16 protein-coding genes are annotated in these 16,809 nt (G+C 39.6%); 8 read left to right on the forward strand and 8 right to left on the reverse strand.

Annotated features, from left to right (window positions below):
- Window positions 1-37: 37 nt before the first annotated feature.
- From CDOM15925_RS00955 to CDOM15925_RS00965, 3 genes are all read right to left on the reverse strand, one after another.
- Complete coding sequence (locus CDOM15925_RS00955; RefSeq protein ID WP_169940150.1) at window positions 38-1,363, reverse strand: cation:dicarboxylate symporter family transporter; 1,326 nt, start codon at window positions 1,361-1,363, stop codon at window positions 38-40.
- Window positions 1,364-1,498: 135 nt separating this feature from the next.
- Window positions 1,499-1,993, reverse strand: a complete 495-nt coding sequence (locus CDOM15925_RS00960; RefSeq protein ID WP_169940151.1) for a peptidylprolyl isomerase — start codon at window positions 1,991-1,993, stop codon at window positions 1,499-1,501.
- A gap of 9 nt (window positions 1,994-2,002) precedes the next feature.
- Window positions 2,003-2,710, reverse strand: a complete 708-nt coding sequence (locus CDOM15925_RS00965) for a YebC/PmpR family DNA-binding transcriptional regulator (RefSeq protein ID WP_169940153.1) — start codon at window positions 2,708-2,710, stop codon at window positions 2,003-2,005.
- A 120-nt stretch (window positions 2,711-2,830) separates the two neighbouring features.
- On the opposite strand from CDOM15925_RS00965, the gene CDOM15925_RS00970 reads away from it, so the two are divergent.
- From CDOM15925_RS00970 to CDOM15925_RS01005, 8 genes are all read left to right on the forward strand, one after another.
- A complete protein-coding gene (locus tag CDOM15925_RS00970) occupies window positions 2,831-3,385 on the forward strand; it encodes a GNAT family N-acetyltransferase (protein ID WP_169940155.1) in 555 nt (184 codons plus the stop codon).
- On the forward strand, window positions 3,382-3,585 hold the full coding sequence (locus tag CDOM15925_RS00975; protein WP_169940157.1) for a heavy-metal-associated domain-containing protein: 204 nt from the start codon (window positions 3,382-3,384) through the stop codon (window positions 3,583-3,585). Before CDOM15925_RS00970 ends, CDOM15925_RS00975 begins: the two co-directional genes overlap by 4 nt.
- Window positions 3,586-3,587: 2 nt before the next feature.
- Complete coding sequence (locus CDOM15925_RS00980) at window positions 3,588-5,756, forward strand: heavy metal translocating P-type ATPase (protein WP_169940159.1); 2,169 nt, start codon at window positions 3,588-3,590, stop codon at window positions 5,754-5,756.
- A 35-nt stretch (window positions 5,757-5,791) separates the two neighbouring features.
- On the forward strand, window positions 5,792-6,349 hold the full coding sequence (locus CDOM15925_RS00985; RefSeq protein WP_169940161.1) for a hypothetical protein: 558 nt from the start codon (window positions 5,792-5,794) through the stop codon (window positions 6,347-6,349).
- On the forward strand, window positions 6,346-7,170 hold the full coding sequence (gene lgt / locus CDOM15925_RS00990) for a prolipoprotein diacylglyceryl transferase (RefSeq protein ID WP_169940163.1): 825 nt from the start codon (window positions 6,346-6,348) through the stop codon (window positions 7,168-7,170). Before CDOM15925_RS00985 ends, lgt begins: the two co-directional genes overlap by 4 nt.
- 93 nt (window positions 7,171-7,263) lie before the next feature.
- Window positions 7,264-7,965 (forward strand): fumarate reductase cytochrome b subunit, encoded by a 702-nt coding sequence (locus CDOM15925_RS00995; RefSeq protein ID WP_169940165.1) that lies wholly within the window; start codon window positions 7,264-7,266, stop codon window positions 7,963-7,965.
- Window positions 7,966-7,981: 16 nt separating this feature from the next.
- The gene (locus CDOM15925_RS01000) at window positions 7,982-9,988 is read left to right on the forward strand and encodes a fumarate reductase flavoprotein subunit (protein ID WP_169940167.1); all 2,007 of its coding nucleotides are present in this window, start codon (window positions 7,982-7,984) and stop codon (window positions 9,986-9,988) included.
- Window positions 9,981-10,700: a fumarate reductase iron-sulfur subunit gene (locus CDOM15925_RS01005; protein WP_169940168.1), complete on the forward strand. Its 720-nt coding sequence runs from the start codon at window positions 9,981-9,983 to the stop codon at window positions 10,698-10,700. The genes CDOM15925_RS01000 and CDOM15925_RS01005 overlap by 8 nt, the downstream gene beginning before the upstream one ends.
- A 246-nt stretch (window positions 10,701-10,946) precedes the next feature.
- Here the strand turns inward: CDOM15925_RS01005 and CDOM15925_RS01010 are convergent, their stop codons facing one another.
- The 5 genes from CDOM15925_RS01010 to CDOM15925_RS01030 form a co-directional block, all read right to left on the reverse strand.
- Window positions 10,947-11,774 carry an ABC transporter substrate-binding protein gene (locus CDOM15925_RS01010; protein WP_169940169.1) on the reverse strand — a complete coding sequence of 276 codons (828 nt, stop codon included), beginning with the start codon at window positions 11,772-11,774 and terminating at the stop codon, window positions 10,947-10,949.
- Window positions 11,775-11,881: 107 nt separating this feature from the next.
- Window positions 11,882-13,216 carry an OprD family outer membrane porin gene (locus tag CDOM15925_RS01015; RefSeq protein WP_169940170.1) on the reverse strand — a complete coding sequence of 445 codons (1,335 nt, stop codon included), beginning with the start codon at window positions 13,214-13,216 and terminating at the stop codon, window positions 11,882-11,884.
- A gap of 278 nt (window positions 13,217-13,494) precedes the next feature.
- Window positions 13,495-14,541 carry an AI-2E family transporter gene (locus tag CDOM15925_RS01020; protein WP_169940171.1) on the reverse strand — a complete coding sequence of 349 codons (1,047 nt, stop codon included), beginning with the start codon at window positions 14,539-14,541 and terminating at the stop codon, window positions 13,495-13,497.
- Between the two features lie 197 nt (window positions 14,542-14,738).
- Window positions 14,739-15,752, reverse strand: coding sequence for a Holliday junction branch migration DNA helicase RuvB (gene ruvB, locus CDOM15925_RS01025; RefSeq protein WP_169940172.1), 1,014 nt, complete (start codon window positions 15,750-15,752; stop codon window positions 14,739-14,741).
- Window positions 15,753-15,951: 199 nt separating this feature from the next.
- Window positions 15,952-16,794, reverse strand: coding sequence for a tetratricopeptide repeat protein (locus CDOM15925_RS01030; protein ID WP_169940173.1), 843 nt, complete (start codon window positions 16,792-16,794; stop codon window positions 15,952-15,954).
- Window positions 16,795-16,809 lie beyond the last annotated feature (15 nt).

Here is a 16,809-nt window from a genome sequence, read left to right on the forward strand (position 1 = left end):
TCTCTTTGAATTAGTAATGAACTTTTTTGTATAAAATTTACGCATGAAAATTAAACTCTTCGGGATGATTAAGAGCGTAATTAAATTTTTCCATATCCACCTTTTTATCCCATATTGAGATTATTAAGCATCCTACGGCATTTCCGCAAAGATTTCCTACTGCACGCATTTCAGACATAAATTTATCAACCCCTAACAATACCGCTACGGTAACTACGGGAATTCCTGCGCTTGGAAGAGCGGCTAGGGTTCCTGCAAGCACGATAAAACCGGAGCCCGTTACTCCGACTGCGCCTTTGCTGGTAACCATAAGGATGATTAAAATTTGTATGAGATGCTCTATGCTAAGCGGAATTCCAAACGCTTGAGCCAAGAATATTACGCTTAAGCTTAGATATATGTTGGTGCAGTCAAGATTAAACGAATATCCAGTAGGTATGATAAGACCCACGGCTCCGCGATGAATTCCTGCTGCTTCTAGCTTTTGCATAAGAGGAGCAAGAGCTGTTTCGCTGGAGCTTGTGGCAAATACCACTAAAACCTCTTTGGCTATAAAGCGCATAAATTTAAAGATATTAACCTTTACGAGATAGCATATCAGCCCAAGAACGCCGAATATAAAAAATAAGCTTGCTGCAGCCATTACAAAAAGCAATTCAAGCATACCAAGTAAAGAGTCTATGCCGAATTTTCCTATCAGAAACGCCATGGCGGAAAATGCAGCCACCGGACTAAATAGCATCAAAATCGTAAGCAGCTTTAAGACCCAATGCTGAACCACCTCAAGCGGCTTTAAAATTTTCTTTTTATGTTCGTGCTTTAAAAACGATATGATCACGGCCGTAACTATCGCCATAAATAGCACTTGAAGGGTGTTTGAAGTAAGAAACGGAGTGATAGGATCGCTTGGAACGGCACTTTTTAAGATAGCCCAAACCGAGCCCACATCTTTATCTATGTGAGTGTATTTTTCGACACTTCCCGGATCTAGCGTGGTGTAGTCAAGATGCATGTTATGACCCGGCTTTAAAACTTCTCCAAATAAAATTCCCACCGCAAGCGCGATTGTGCTTACTATTTCAAAATATATAAAGCCTTTAAGTCCTATACTTCCAAGCTCTTTCATGCTTTCAAGCCCGATTATGCCTGAAACTATAGTAAGAAAAATAATCGGTCCTATTAGTGCTTTTAAAGCCTTTATGAACCAATCAATTCCAGGTTTGCTCGCTACGCCTATATCAGGCAAAGCCATGCCTACTGCTATGCCTGCAGCTATACCCAAAACCACCCAAAAGGCGAGACTGGTAATGATTTTTGTGAATTTGCTTTTAGATTTTGGTTGAATTAGATGAGCTTCTGACAAGAAACCTCCTTTTTTCTTAAATACTTTCAAGGTGCTTATTTTATCAGAAACAATATTAAAAATAAAATTAAATTTTAAAAATTATAAAATTTTAAAGTAGTAGAAAGAGGGAGAAATTCTCCCTTTAAATAAGTATTATAAACTCTCTTTTATCTCGATAGATTCGATCTTGTCGCCGCCTCTTACGCTGTCAAGTACCTTTAGGCTGTCTTCGTCTATCGCTTGCCCAAAAACCGTATGAACTCCGTCAAGATGAGGTTGTGCGCTATGACATACGAAAAACTGGCTCCCTCCCGTATCAGGACCTGCGTGCGCCATAGATAGGCTTCCGCGTTTATGCTTGCTCTTTTGACCTCTGCATTCGCATTTTATCCTCCAGCCCGGACCGCCCGTGCCTGTTCCGTAAGGACAGCCGCCTTGGATAACGAAATTCGGTATAACGCGGTGGAAGTTTAGCCCGTCATAAAATCCGTCATTTGCCAAAGTGGCGAAATTCATAACCGTTTGAGGCGTTTCTTTGCCAAAAAGCTCAAGTTTTATATCGCCTTTTTCGGTATGGATAACGGCAAATTTAAATTTTGCCAACTCGTCTTGATTTATCTCGTAAATTTTTAACTCGTCATTTCTCATTTTTTTCCTTTATTCTATATTTGTATAAACGGCTTGCACGTCATCATCGTCTTCAAGCTTGTCAAGAAGCTTTTCTACTTCTTGCATCTCTTCTTCACTTAAGCTTATCGGCGAATTTGCTATGTATTGCAAGCTTGCCTTTTTGCTCTCAAGCCCAAGCTTTTCTATACCCTCGTGAAGCGTGCCAAAGCTTGTATAATCTCCGTATATGTAAAGCGTATCGCCTTCGCTTTCAAGCTCGGTAAGTCCGAAATCAATTAGTTCTAGCTCAATCTCGTCAGGCTCGATTTGAGGCATGTCTAGCTCAAAGACGCTCTTTCTGGTAAACATAAAGCTTAAACTTCCGCTTGGAAGCACCTCTCCACCGTTTTTGCTAAATATCGCCTTGACGTTTGCTACGGTTCTGGTAGGATTATCAGTGGCGCATTCTACGATTATTTGCACTCCGTGAGCGGCTTTTCCGTCGTAAAATATAGTCTTGATATCGGCGCTATCTTTGCCGTTTGCTCTTTTTATCGCCGCGTCGATGTTGTCTTTTGGCATATTTTCGCTCTTTGCGGCTGCTATCGCTGCGCGAAGCTTAGGATTCATATCAGGATCAACTCCGCCCTCTTTAGCGGCTACGGTTATAGCCTTGGCCAGTTTTGGAAATACCTTACTCATCTTGTCCCAGCGAGCCTCTTTGGCCGCTCTTCGGTATTCAAATGCTCTTCCCATAAATTTTCCTTAAAAAAATTTTGGAAATTATAGCCAAAAAAGATTATTATCTTTTTAAAATTTAAGAGGTTTTATCCGTTGTTAGCTTAAAATTTATAGTTAAAATACTATAATTACCAAATGATTACACAAGCTACCAAACAAGACGCTTTGCGTTGTATCGAACTACTGAATTTAGCTATGGATGATATCGCTTTTGCACTTAGCGGAACTACTGACAAGTTAAAAAGTAACGAAATTCTAACCTCTTTTTTTGTTCAGGATATTAACAGATTAAGCTATAAAAACGTTTATGTTTTTAAACATGAAAAAGATATAGTCGCAGCTATTTGCGCCTACTACGGAGGAGATGCAAATAGTCTTGACGCTCCTATTTTAGAACATCTTAAGAAATTTAATCCGGCCGCTAAAGTAGAAAAAGAGTGCCTTGAGGATGAGTTTTATATCGATAGTATAGCTGTTGATGAGAGATTTAGGGGGCAGGGAATTGCAGGAAAGCTAATAAAATTTATATTTGAAGTGGCTAAACTCAAAGAGTATAAAAAAGTATCTTTGATAGTAGATCAAGATAAGGTAAAAGAGAGAGAATTTTACCAGAGACTAGGCTTTGTAATCAATCAGGAAATGACGATAAATTCGCATAAATATTATCACATGATAAAGGAAATTCTATGAAACATTTTAAAGTTGCCAATGTGCATTGTCAAAACTGCGCAAATACCATAAAAAGCGCGCTTGAAGATGAATTTGGAACGATTGAAGTTGATTTAAGTCGTGAGCCAAAAGTGGTTAGTGCAAATTTAGACGATAAAGATGTAGGTAAATTTATATCCGAGCTTGATGATCTTGGATTTGAAGTAATAGAGCAGATTTAGCTATGTCAAAAACTATCAAGCTCAATATCGCGGGCATGACCTGCGTGAATTGTTCAAACGCTATAGAAAGAGTCGCTAAAAAGATGGATGGCGTAGAGGACGCTAAGGTTAGCTTTGCTAATGCTACGGGCGAATTTATAGTAGCTAGTGAAGAAGTAAGAACCAAGCTTGAAGAAAAGATCAAAAAGCTGGGCTACGAGATCGCTAAGGATATGAGCGAATTTGAGAAAAAAAGAGCTAGTCATATCAAAAATTTGCGTAACAACTTCATCGCTGCAGCCGTTATCAGCGCTGTGATAATGTGGCTTGAGATGACCGGAAGTATGAGCGAGCCAAAGGCGTTTGTGATGCTCTTTTTGGCTTTTATCGCGCTTGCGGTTTGCGGTAAGGAGTTTTTCGTGCACGCTTATGGTGCGCTTAAAAACAAAAACTACGACATGAACGTGCTTGTGGCTCTTGGAACCTCTATGGCGTTTCTTTACTCGGTGTTTGTCTTTTTAGCCCCAAATTTGATGCCTGAAAATATGCGCCATATGTATGTTTCAGGCTCTGCGATGATTATTACTTTTATCCTGCTTGGCAAATTTCTTGAGGAGCGCTCAAAGGCTAGGGCGGGAGATTATCTAAAAAGCCTTATGGATCTTTCTCCTAAGGTAGCTTTAGTGCTAAAGCCTGACGGACAAGCCGTAGAAACGGATGTGCAAAACCTAAAAATAGGCGACATTGTAATGGTAAAAGCGGGCTTTCACGTGCCTTGCGACGGAGTTATTATAAACGGCGGAGCCGAGCTTGACATGTCTATGCTTACGGGCGAGAGCCTGCCTGTGTATAAAAAAACGGGCGATGAAGTAAATGCCGGCACCATAAACACAAACGGCTATCTGAATGTAAAAGTTACAAAGCCGTCAAATCAAACTTTGCTAGCTCAAATTTTACATCTATTAAGCGATGCTAGCACGAAAAAAATGCCGATTAGTCGATTTGCCGATAGGGTTGCAAATATCTTTGTGCCGGCCGTTATTATTATAGCCGTGGTTACGTTTTTGATCTGGTTTGCAGCTACCGGAAATGCTATGCAAGGCGTTTTAAGTGCGATTTGCGTACTTATCATATCTTGCCCTTGCGCGCTTGGACTTGCTACGCCTATTGCTATCATTTCATCACTTTCTTTGGGGGCTAAAAACGGAATTTTGATAAAAAATCCCGAAGTCATAGAGGTGCTTCACACCGCTAAATACGCGATATTTGATAAAACCGGCACTCTTACAAAAGGTGAAATTTCGGTTAATTTTACCGATATAAACGAAGATGATTTGGCTCTAATTGCAGCTCTTGAAGCAAAAAGCTCGCACCCTATATCAAAAGCGATTGTTGAGTATGCAAACGAGCTTGATCTTAAAATTTTAGGCAACGATAGCGGTTTTGAAAATATTGCAGGAAAAGGCATAAGAAGCCTTGATGAAAGCGAGATAGTCGTGGGCAATGAAGGCTTTTTGAAAGAATTTGGCATAGAGATTCCTGATTCTTCAAAAGAGCAAATTTTAAAGATGCAAAATGACGGAAACGGCGTGGTTTTGGCTGCGATAAAGAAAAAATTCGTAGGATTTATAAGTCTTAGCGATACCTTAAAGGAAAATGCTAAAGAGATTATAGACGAGCTAAAGAATAAAAATATAATTCCTGTGATGCTAACGGGGGATAATGTTTTTACGGCTAAAAACGTAGCGCTGAAGATCGGCATCGAAAAGGTCTTTGCGGGAGTTTTGCCTAATGAAAAATTTGAGATTATCAAAGAGCTTCAAAAGGACGCCAAGGTCGTGTTTATAGGAGACGGCATAAACGATTCGCCTTCGCTTAAGCAAGCTGATGTAGGTATAGCTATGAGTAGTGGTGCAGATATCGCAAAGGATGCCGGAGATATAGTGCTCATTCAAAACGATTTAAAAAGTGTGGTTAAAGCGATAAATTTGGCTAAAGATACTATGAAAACGATCAAGGGAAATTTGTTCTGGGCATTTATCTATAATCTCATTTGCATTCCAGTGGCTGCAGGTGCGCTCTATCCGGTATTTAAGATAGTTTTAACTCCTGTTTATGGAGCGATTGCAATGTGCTTTAGCTCGGTAACCGTTGTTTTAAATTCGATTCGCCTAAGGTTTAAGAAAATTTAAATTTAGTAAAATCACAAAAATTTAAAAGGACTATGATGAAGCTTGGCGAATTTTATTCGGTTGTGTGTAGAGTTTTTGCTGTCGGTTTTTCAAATTCGTTAAATGACAAAATTTTTGAACAGATCAAGAAAAACGGCGAGTGGTTTTTGCAAAATGATACCGAAGCCAATAATAAAGGAAGATCTCTTTATAAAGAAGCGATTGAGAGCGAGGATATAAAGGATATAGAGGCTGACTTTAAGAATTTACAAAAGTATTTTCTCGCTACATATTTTTTCAAAGGCGATGATGAAAGGCTTGCTAAGCTTTATCAAATTTGCGGATTTGAGCCGAATTTAAAATCATTAAAGATAGATAGCATAAGCAATCAGCTATCGTTTTTATCGGCTATCTTAAAGCTTGAAGCCAATGAAAAAACAGAGGAAATTTTAGGCGTGTTTTTAAGCTCATATCTGCTTCCTTATGCTGCAAAACTCGCTCCTACGATTCAAAAAGAGGCAAAAAGCAAATTTTACCGCGGACTTGGATATCTTTTTGAAGATTTTGCAGGCGGACTTGAAAAGACTCTTAAGATAAGGGTCGTTCCTAGATGAGTTGGTGGAACGAAATTTACAATAACTTTGATCCCGTAGCTTTTAAAATTTTCGGTATAAGTGTTCATTGGTACGGGCTGATGTATGTTTTGGCTCTGCTTGTTGCACTGGGCGTGGCTAAATTTATCGTTAAATTTGATAAGGTTAATATCTCAAATTCGCTTCTTGATAATTACTTTTTCTGGGTTGAGATAGGCGTTATTTTAGGTGCTAGAGTCGGATATATACTCATTTACGATCCAAATACATTTTATTATATAACTCAGCCTTGGCAAATTTTTAATCCTTTTTACAACGGAGAATTTGTAGGAATTCGCGGCATGAGTTATCATGGTGCGGTAGTTGGATTTTTGCTTGCTACGTGGGCGTTTTGTAAAAAATACAAGCAAAATACTTGGGCTTTACTTGATCTGGTTGCGCTAAGTATCCCGCTTGGATATTTTTTCGGACGAATAGGAAATTTCTTAAATCAAGAGCTCTTTGGCAGAGTTACGGACGTGCCTTGGGGGATATATGTAGCAGGTATGCTTAGACACCCTTCTCAAATTTATGAGGCGGTTTTAGAAGGCGTTGTGATATTTTTAATTTTATTTACTTATCGAAAATTTAAGAAATTTGACGGCGAACTCATAGCTTTATATGCTATTTTATATACCATAGCAAGATTTGTATGCGAGTTTTACAGAGAGCCTGATTTCGGGCTTGGCTTTGTATTTTTAGGTCTTTCGATGGGTCAAATTTTATCTCTTGCGATGCTTCTTGCAGGAGTGCTTGCTTATCTGTTTTTAAGAAAAAACGCTCAACATTTTAAATCTATTTAAAGTTGCTTTGTGTTAAGATAACAATTAAATTTTAAATTTATAATTTAAAATTATTATAAGTTATTAATAACAAATTTCAATATAGGAGTGCTCATGAGTGGGCTAATCGAAGGTTTCTTGGGGAGGCAGGCGGACTGCAAAAAGAGTCGTTTGCCGGCGGTTTGGGACAGATGGCAGAGCATCACGGGATTTATTCTTGCCTGTTTTATTCTTTGCCATATGGTTTTTACATCAACTATCTTGCTTGGCAAGGACGCTTTTAATGCGGTTGTCGGTTTTGCCGAGGCTAAATTTCTGTTTGGTGAATCCACTTGGTGGATTACAAACGTAATAGCGGCTATAATTTTTGTAGTTTTTATCGCTCATGCGTTTTTGGCTATGCGAAAATTTCCTGCGAATTTTAGACAGTATTTGATGTTTAGAGGACACAAAGATCGCATCAGACACCTAGATACTACACTTTGGTGGTTTCAGTTTTTAACCGGATTCGCGCTATTTTTCGCGGCAAGCGGACACTTAGTGGATATAGTTTTTGGCGGACATATCACTGCCGATAGCTCTGCTTTAAATTTTGCCAGACTTGAGTTTTTCTACCTTGCTTTACTTGCCTTCATGGTTGTTCATGCCGGTGTAGGTATGTATAGACTATATGTAAAATGGGTAAGTATAGAGGGTGTTAATAGAGCCGAAATGCTAGCTAAGAGAAATAAGGCTAGAACAGTTATATTTGCGGTTTTTGGCGGACTAGCCGTGATCGCTTTGATTGCGGACTTTGTCTGGATCAGCCTTAGTTAGTAGATAGGAGCTAGTAATGAATATAAAATATTGTGATGCATTAGTTATAGGCGGCGGACTTGCAGGACTTAGAGCCGCGGTTGCCGCAGGAGAAAAGGGACTTAGCACTATCGTTTTGAGTTTAATTCCTGTTAAGAGATCTCACTCTGCGGCTGCTCAAGGCGGTATGCAAGCGAGCCTTGGAAATTCTAAAATGAGTGAAGGCGATAATGAGGATGTGCACTTTGCCGATACGGTAAAAGGAAGCGACTGGGGTTGCGATCAAGAAGTGGCTAGAATGTTTTGTCAAACAGCTCCAAAAGCTATCCGCGAGCTTGCCGCCTGGGGTGTGCCTTGGACGAGAATTACCAAAGGCGAAAGAAGCGCTATTATCAACGCTCAAAAGACAACCATAATAGAAAAAGAAGAGGTTCACGGACTTATTCACAGCCGCGACTTTGGCGGTACTAAAAAATGGAGAACCTGCTATACGGCTGACGCTACGGGTCATACTATGCTTTTTGCCGTGGCGAACGAGGCATTAAAACATAACGTTGAAATTCACGATAGAAAAGAAGCTATAGCTCTAATCCACCAAAACAACCGCTGCTACGGCGCTATCGTAAGAGATCTTGTAAATGGCGAGATCACTGCTTACGTTTCAAAAGGCACCTTGATAGCAACAGGCGGATACGGAAGAGTATATAAACATACGACAAATGCCGTAGTTTGCGAAGGTATCGGTGCTGCGATCGCTCTTGAAACAGGTATCGCACAGCTTGGCAATATGGAAGCGGTTCAGTTTCACCCGACACCGATCGTTCCAAGCGGAATTTTATTAACGGAAGGTTGTCGCGGTGACGGCGGAATTTTGCGTGATGTGGACGGATACCGCTTTATGCCTGATTATGAGCCTGAGAAAAAAGAGCTTGCAAGCCGTGACGTCGTAAGTCGTCGTATCATGGAGCATATAAGAAAAGGCAAAGGCGTAAAAAGCCCTTACGGCGAGCACGTGTGGCTTGATATAAGCATACTTGGCCGTGAGCATATCGAGAAAAATTTACGCGACGTTCAAGAAATTTGCGAGATATTTAACGGCATAGATCCTGCAGATACCGAACTTGATGAAAACGGAATCGGTAAAGGATGGGCGCCGATACTTCCTATGCAGCATTATTCAATGGGTGGTATTAAAACAAAACCAAACGGCGAAAGCCCGACATTGGCAGGCTTATTTAGCGCCGGCGAGGCTGCTTGCTGGGATATGCACGGATTTAACCGCCTTGGCGGAAACTCTGTTTCCGAAACGGTTGTTGCGGGTATGATTGTGGGTGATTATTTTGCCGATTACTGCAAGAGCCACGATATAGAGATAAATACAAAAGATATAGAAAAATTCGTAAAATCTCAAAACGACTATCTGCAAGGACTTCTTGATAAAGAGGGTAAATTTAACGTATTTGAGATCAAAAACAAGATGAAAGACATCATGTGGGATTATGTTGCGATCTTTAGAACGGGTGAAGGGCTCGAGACAGCCGTAAGAGAGCTTGAAGAGCTTTATAAGCACTCGCTTGACGTAAAAGTTGCAAATAAAAATCTATTTGGCAATCCTGAGCTTGAAGAGGCTTACCGTGTACCAAAGATGCTAAAACTTGCTCTTTGTGTAGCTTACGGCGCGCTTCTTAGAACCGAAAGCCGCGGCGCTCACAGTAGGGAAGACTATCCGAAAAGAGATGATGCAAACTGGCTAAACAGAACTCTAACAAGCTGGAAAGAGGGCGCTACGATGCCAACTGTAGAATATGAGCCGCTTGATATAATGAAGATGGAAATTCCACCTGCATTTAGAGGATACGGAGCCAAAGGAAATATCATCGAGCACCCAGATAGCGCAGTTCGCCAAAAAGAAGTTGATGAAATTCGCGCTAAAATGGAAGCAGAAGGCAAGGGCAGATATGAAATTCAAGATGCGCTTATGCCTTATGAATTACAACCAAAATATAAAGCACCAAATGAAAGAGCAGGTATAGGATATGAGTAGAAAAATTACGATAAAAGCTTTTAAATATAATCCATTAAGCAAAATTTCAAAGCCGCATTTTGCGACTTATGAGCTTGAGGAGACACCGGGTATGTCGCTATTTATCGCGCTTAATCAAATTCGTGAGAAATTTGATCCTGATCTTAGCTTTGACTTTGTGTGTCGCGCGGGAATTTGCGGAAGTTGCGCAATGCTGGTAAACGGTAAGCCTGTGCTTGCTTGCAGAACTCTTACTAAAGATTTTGAAAGCGGAGTTATCGAGCTTATGCCGCTTCCTGTGTTTAAGCTTTTAAAAGATCTAAGCGTAGATACGGGCAACTGGATGAACGCTATGAGTAAGCGCGTAGAAAGCTGGATACATACCGATCACGAGACCGATATAAGCAAGCTTGAAGAAAAAGTCGAGCCTGAAGTGGCGCAAGAGGTTTTTGAGCTTGATAGATGTATAGAGTGCGGAATTTGCGTAGCCGCTTGTGGAACTGCGATAATGAGACCTGATTTTATCGGTGCCGTGGGGCTTAACCGCGTTGCTAGATTTAAGATTGATGCACTTGATAAGAGAACCGATGAGGACTTTTACGAGCTTATAGGCGATGATGACGGAGTGTTTGGTTGTATGACCTTGCTAGCGTGCGAGGATAACTGCCCAAAACACCTTCCGCTTCAAAGCAAAATCGCTTATATGCGTAGAAAGATGGCTGTAATAAAGTAGCCAGAGGGAGATGAAAATCTCCCTTAAAATTTACTCCGATAGTTTCTATCATCGTTTTTTAGATGCTTCAAATAAAATTTCTTGCTTTTTACTTTATGTATAAAGGAAAAAGTTTAAATATTCGCAATCGTTTTGTTAAATATAAATCAAGACTTTAAGTTCGGTTAAATTTGGCAGAGGAAGTATTTTGAATCAAATTTATAATTAATAAAGCGGACTTTATTTATAAAAGCCCGCTTTGATTATCTATTCTACAAAGTATTTTTTAGCATATTGCGCATCTTCGTATAAAGCTGTTCCGAATTTTTGCTTGCCGTAGTTTTTAAATATCTCTTGAGCCTCGTTGCCTTTTAAAAATTCTATAAACTCATCAGCCACTTTAGGAGCGTCTTTCGCGCTCATTGCCGCATAGACGTTTATAAGCACTTCATCACCGGAAAATAAAACATCGCTATTTTTTAGCTCATTTTTTATCATCTTATAAGTGCTTGAATCGCTCATAAAATACCCCTTAGTTTCGTCTGCTTTGCGTAGAGTCGCCATCATAAAGTCTCGATTTGGCTTGTACCACTCTCCGTTTGGCTCGATGTTTGCTAGCTTCCATATACTAAGCTCTTTTACGTGCGTTCCGCTTTTATCATCTCTTGTGTAAAACAAAGCTTTTGCGTTTGCTATCTTTGCATATGCTTCAGAGGCCGTTTTTGCCGTTTTTATGCCCGCCGGATCTTCCTTGGGTCCTATGATATAAAATTCATTTGAGCCGATTAGAGTGCGGTTTTTGGCTAGTCCTTGTGACATCAGAGCCTTTTCTTCTTTTGGCGAGTGGGTCATAGAGATATCTACCTTGCCCTCTTTGAGTAAGCTTAATCCTTTGCCGCTACCTGCTTTTATCCAGCAAATTTTAGTATCGTTTTTAGCGTTAAATTTCTGCGCTAATTCCTCTACTAAACCAAGTTCTCCCGGACTTCCTGTGGCTAGCTTAAGCTCATTTGCCCCGTCTCCGTAAATTTTTGTGCACTCTAGTGCATAAAAATTTGACACCAAAATAGCACCGAGTAACAAAAGCTTTTTCATAATATCTCCTTTGTGATAAATTATGAAATTTTAGCATATCTAAGATAACAAAAGGCGTTTAAATTTTAAGGAGAAAGGGGCGGTTATACGCCCCGAGGTGTCAAAAATTAATTTAGCAGATCAAATTTATATCCAAGTTGTAGCCAAAGCTCGTTTTGATCGGTTTTTGTAACCTTGTTTGCAGCGTCGTAGTTCTCTCTTTCAAGCTCGACATAGGTTACCGATGCGGACAAGCCTTTAACTTGAGGAATGTTATAGCTTGCTATTGCAGCCCAGCCTTCTATATCCATTCTTTCACCTTTTTTAGTCGCTCCAGCATTTACGTTAGGAGCGTCTTGTTCGCCTTTTACGTATTGAAACGAGGTTTTAAGTCCATCCAAGCCGATAGCTGAGAAGTTATACCCAAGCGTAAATTTGTGTGTATCCATTCCTGCAAAGCCTGTAAAGACAAAAGGTCCGCGAATAGGCAAGAAAGTGTATGATCCAGGACCGTTTCCAACACCAAAGAGTAAAGCGTCATCATCACTTACCGTTGTGTATGCGTAGCTCGCGTTAAATCCTGCCAGATCGTAAATTCCCGCTCTAAATCCAAGCATGTCGCCTTCGTAGTTTAAATTATCAAGCGTATCGGTTGTGCGAGAGCCTTTGTAGTTTGCATCAATACCTAAGCTAAATAGCTCAAGAGGGAATTTTAGATTCATTTCGGCTAAAAATAAATTTATATCGCCCTTTGCGCTTGGTTTTGCTTCTAGATCAGTTACTCTTGCATAAGCGCCTGTTAATTTCATATTTTCCATAGGCTCGTTTATGATAGCGCCTGTAAAGATGTTATCAAATTTAAACGCTACCGGTCCCATGCCGCCTATGATGGTTTTATCCTTAAATTTAGGCGCATGACCATTTTTGTGCCCTGAAACTACAGCACTTCTGCCTTGAAATTTATAATACCAACCGCCTATTAAAGTCGTATTTGGAAGCGATTTATCTTTTATAGTAAGACCCTCAAACGCCTCTTTAAACGCACGAGTGTAGTTACCTGCTACAAGCGGAGTGGTAACGTACTGGCGACCGAATTTTATATCGGTTTGATTAAGCATATAGCCGATGTATGCTTCAGATAGCGTAAAACCCTCTGTTCTCCACTCTTTGTCATACATTGTGTTGTTCTTTTTTTTCTCGTTAATCGGCAGTAAATTCGCCTGCCCCGTAACGCCTAATCTAAAGCCGTAAAATGAACCCGTAGTATAACCAAGCTCAAACTGCACACCAAGAAGCTCTTCGTCATGCACACTGCTTCTTTCATCTTTTTGATCTACGTATGTGGCTTGAACCTTGCCGTTTAATTTGCCGCCCGTAAGAGCGTCTACAAGCGAATCAGAAGCGTTTGCAACACCAAAGCAACCTATAACTGCCGCCGCCAAACTAAGTTTAAGTAATCTCATACGAACTCCTTGTAAAAATATTTAATATAATTAATATTAAAATATAATATTAAATTTTCTGCTTAAATTATATCATACTAAAAGCTTAAAATTTACTTTTTTAAGCCTAATTTAATATATTTTTAGTCGATAAAATCGGATTTTTGATTTTTTATAGGTATAAATTTATATTTAAGTTTAAGGTGAGTTTTGTATGAAATTTTATTGTTAATATAAATAGCTAAGATGTAAAATTTTATAAATCTTTAGCCGAATTTTAAGTCGGCTAAAGATAAAATTTAGACCACCGACCGCTCTTTAAGTAAGACGTAAAGCTTGATAGTCGATAAGAAAAAGGTAACTATCGCAGGTCCAAGGATAATGCCCCAAAACCCAAACGTCGTAATTCCGGCAATCATTGCAAAAAAGATAAGCATCTCGTTTATCTTGGTCGGAATTCTCACCAAGCGATCGTTTATAAATTTTATTATAAGAGGTTTTAAAAGCGTATCGGCAACGATGGAGATAACCACGATGTTATAAACCGCAATAACGATAGCGCCGCTTAAGTTGCCGTTGGCAAATTCATAAATACTAATCGGTCCCCAAACCAAAAATCCGCCCACAATCGGTACAAGCGTGGCAAATCCAAACAAAATTCCCATTAAAAATCCGCTATATCCGTAAATCATTGCGATGATGGCGAACAAAAATCCTTGAAAAATAGTATTTATGATTATCGAGTAAAAAACTACGCTCATCACGTTAGCCACTTCGCTTAGGATGTATTCGGTGTCTTCAGGTTTCATAGGAACGGCTTTTTTTAAGTATTTGATAAGATCGCTTCCGTATAGAATAGAAAAAAAGAAAAATATAATAATCATCACCATATCGACTAAAAAATTTGCGCTAAATTTGCCAATTTCTGCTAAATTTGAGATGATTTTAGCCGAGATCACTTTAAAGTCGATTTCCGTAATTAGCTCTTTAAATTTAGGCTCTAGGAACTCAATTGGCGCAGGTGGCGCAAAATCATAGTTTTTAATGTAATCAATCGTATTGCTTACATAATCCATGTTAAAGCTTGCCGCGTGCTTTGCCAGCGCGATGACGGCGTAAAGAAAGGGCGCAATAAATAGCAAAAATAAAATCGCCGTAGTAAGGGCCGCGGATAGCGTTTCTCTGTGCTTTGTAAGCTTTAAAAATTTTACATTTATGTTTGATGTCGCAACCGCCAATAGCATCGCGATAAAGATGTTTAGCAAAAACGGCTTAAAAAGATAAAGCAGCAAGCAAAGCGCGAAAAATACAAATATACCAAAGAAAATTTTACTATTTTTAACCATCCATATCCTCTTTACATAAAATTTGCAAGAATTTTTAGCCGATAATTAGCCATATCGGCTAAATCAGAGCAATTTTAAATTTTCTTAGCATTTTAATATATAAATTCAAATTTAAACGACAAAACAAACTCGCCAGTTAAAATTTTAGATTATTTGAGATAATTTCTCATAAATTTAGCCCTATAACGCAGATAAATTTATCCGTCAAAAAGCCCTTTTTCATCTTTAAATTTAAACTTAAACGTATCGTAGCATTTTCCGCTTGCGATGCGACCTTTTGCGGTGCGCTCGATAAAGCCGTTTGCCAGCAAATAAGGCTCTATAACGTCTTCTATCGTGCCTTCATCCTCGCTAAGTGCCGCGGCTATAGTATTTAGCCCTAAAGGCTTGCGTTTGGCGTCAAGCAGAATTTCAAGATACTTTATATCCATTTCATCAAAGCCGATCTCATTTACTCCAAGCGCGTCAAGAGCTTCTTTGGCACGTTTTTGCGAGATGATGAGCTCATCATTTACTTCGGCGAAATCCCGAATCCGCTTTAGTAGCCTAAGTGCGATTCTAGGAGTTGCACGCGCCCTTCTTGCGACTTCAAGAGCGGCACTTTTTTCGCACTCTTTGCCAAGCTTTACCGAGGCTATTTGAACGATTCTGGCTAGCTCCTCATGGCTATAAAATTGCAGTCTAAAATCCATCCCGAAGCGATCTCTAAGCGGAGCTGAAATCATACCCGCTCGCGTCGTAGCACCGATAAGCGTAAATTTCGGCAGGTCGATCTTGATCGTTTGCGCCGCAGGTCCTGAGCCTATGATGATATCAAGCCTAAAGTCCTCCATCGCAGGGTAAAGCACCTCTTCGATAGCAGAGCTTAGGCGGTGAATTTCATCGATAAATAGCACATCACCTTCTTGTAAATTTGTAAGCACGGCCGCTAGATCGCCACTCTTTTCTATCATCGGAGCCGCCGTCATCTTGATACTTACACCCATTTCGTTTGAGATGATGTGCGCAAGAGTGGTCTTTCCAAGCCCCGGAGGTCCGTAAAAAAGCACGTGATCAAGACACTCTCCGCGTTTTTTGGCAGCCTTGATAAACACATCTAAATTTTGCTTTATCTTTTCTTGTCCGATGTAATCTTCAAATTTTGCAGGGCGAAGCGATGTTTCAAATTCGCTTTCAAAGCTTACTTTTTCTATTTCTACGATTCTGTCCATATTTTAACTTTTTAAATTTATTAAGGTGATTTTACATTAAATTTGCTTTAAGTTGTCAAAAGGATTAAATTTTAATCTTTTCATGCAAATTTGGATATAAAATATCCGCTTCATCAAATTTATGTCACGCCAAAACAAATGAATTTGCGATATAAAAGCCGCCCGGGTAGAGTAAGTCTGATTTATCACGCAAATATAGCTAAAATTTAGCCAAACGCTCCTTGATAATCTCGCACGAATTCTTATCTCCAAGCTTGCAGGCTTCTGCTTCGGATTCGTATTTATCGTAAGTTGTTTTGTCGATTTTGCCGTTTTTAAATTCTATGCCTATTGCCGCGCATGCGTCGCTGTTTAGCATCTTGCAAGCCGTAGAGTAAGAGTCGTAGGCGTAATACACATTTGACTCCACGCCATATCCGTGCTCATACATCACGCCAAGTGCGTGGCAAGCATGGGGGCTCTTGATGTAGCAAGCTTTGTCAAAAAATTTAAATGCCTTTTTATCGTCTTTTGGGACGTTTTTGCCCTCGTAATACATCAATGCGAAGTTATAGCACCCTACCGCGTTGTTTAGATGACAAGCCTTGTAGTATAGATCTTTAGCCTTTTTGTGATCTTTTTCTACAGCTTCGCCCTTATCATACATAAGCCCTAAATTTGCACAAGCACTATCTTCTTTAAGCTCGCACGCCTTTGTATAAAGTTCGGCGATTTTTTTGAAATCGCGTTTTAGGAGCTCGCCTTTTTTATAAATAAGCGCAAGATCAAAACATCCTGTGCCGTTATCAAGATCGCAAGCTTTACTAAAAAGCTCGTAAGCTAAATTTTGATCTTTTGCAACTCCGATAGCGTTGTAGTGCATGTTTGCAAGTGCAGCACAGCTATATCCGTCGTTTTTATCGCAAAGTTCTTTTAAAATTTCACCAGCTTTTATGTAGTCTTTTTTGTCAAAAGCCTCTTTGGCCTCGTTTTTTAAGTTTGTAGTAGCAAAAACTTGAGCGCCTAACAATACAGTCAAAAATAAAATTTTTATAATTTTCAATTTCTCTCCTTTTGC

The organism is Campylobacter sp. RM15925, assembly GCF_012978775.1.
Classification (GTDB): domain Bacteria; phylum Campylobacterota; class Campylobacteria; order Campylobacterales; family Campylobacteraceae; genus Campylobacter_A; species Campylobacter_A canis.

What these genes read in the sequence shown, in the direction of transcription:
- CDOM15925_RS00980 (WP_169940159.1), top strand. Translation starts at nt 3,588, where the DNA reads ATGTCAAAAACTATCAAGCTCAATATCGCGGGCATGACCTGCGTGAAT.
- CDOM15925_RS01000 (WP_169940167.1), top strand. Translation starts at nt 7,982, where the DNA reads ATGAATATAAAATATTGTGATGCATTAGTTATAGGCGGCGGACTTGCA.
- CDOM15925_RS01020 (WP_169940171.1), bottom strand. Translation starts at nt 14,541, where the DNA reads ATGGTTAAAAATAGTAAAATTTTCTTTGGTATATTTGTATTTTTCGCG.
- CDOM15925_RS01010 (WP_169940169.1), bottom strand. Translation starts at nt 11,774, where the DNA reads ATGAAAAAGCTTTTGTTACTCGGTGCTATTTTGGTGTCAAATTTTTAT.
- ruvB (WP_169940172.1), bottom strand. Translation starts at nt 15,752, where the DNA reads ATGGACAGAATCGTAGAAATAGAAAAAGTAAGCTTTGAAAGCGAATTT.
- CDOM15925_RS00995 (WP_169940165.1), top strand. Translation starts at nt 7,264, where the DNA reads ATGAGTGGGCTAATCGAAGGTTTCTTGGGGAGGCAGGCGGACTGCAAA.
- CDOM15925_RS00975 (WP_169940157.1), top strand. Translation starts at nt 3,382, where the DNA reads ATGAAACATTTTAAAGTTGCCAATGTGCATTGTCAAAACTGCGCAAAT.
- CDOM15925_RS00965 (WP_169940153.1), bottom strand. Translation starts at nt 2,710, where the DNA reads ATGGGAAGAGCATTTGAATACCGAAGAGCGGCCAAAGAGGCTCGCTGG.
- lgt (WP_169940163.1), top strand. Translation starts at nt 6,346, where the DNA reads ATGAGTTGGTGGAACGAAATTTACAATAACTTTGATCCCGTAGCTTTT.
- CDOM15925_RS00960 (WP_169940151.1), bottom strand. Translation starts at nt 1,993, where the DNA reads ATGAGAAATGACGAGTTAAAAATTTACGAGATAAATCAAGACGAGTTG.
- CDOM15925_RS00985 (WP_169940161.1), top strand. Translation starts at nt 5,792, where the DNA reads ATGAAGCTTGGCGAATTTTATTCGGTTGTGTGTAGAGTTTTTGCTGTC.
- CDOM15925_RS01015 (WP_169940170.1), bottom strand. Translation starts at nt 13,216, where the DNA reads ATGAGATTACTTAAACTTAGTTTGGCGGCGGCAGTTATAGGTTGCTTT.
- CDOM15925_RS00970 (WP_169940155.1), top strand. Translation starts at nt 2,831, where the DNA reads ATGATTACACAAGCTACCAAACAAGACGCTTTGCGTTGTATCGAACTA.
- CDOM15925_RS01005 (WP_169940168.1), top strand. Translation starts at nt 9,981, where the DNA reads ATGAGTAGAAAAATTACGATAAAAGCTTTTAAATATAATCCATTAAGC.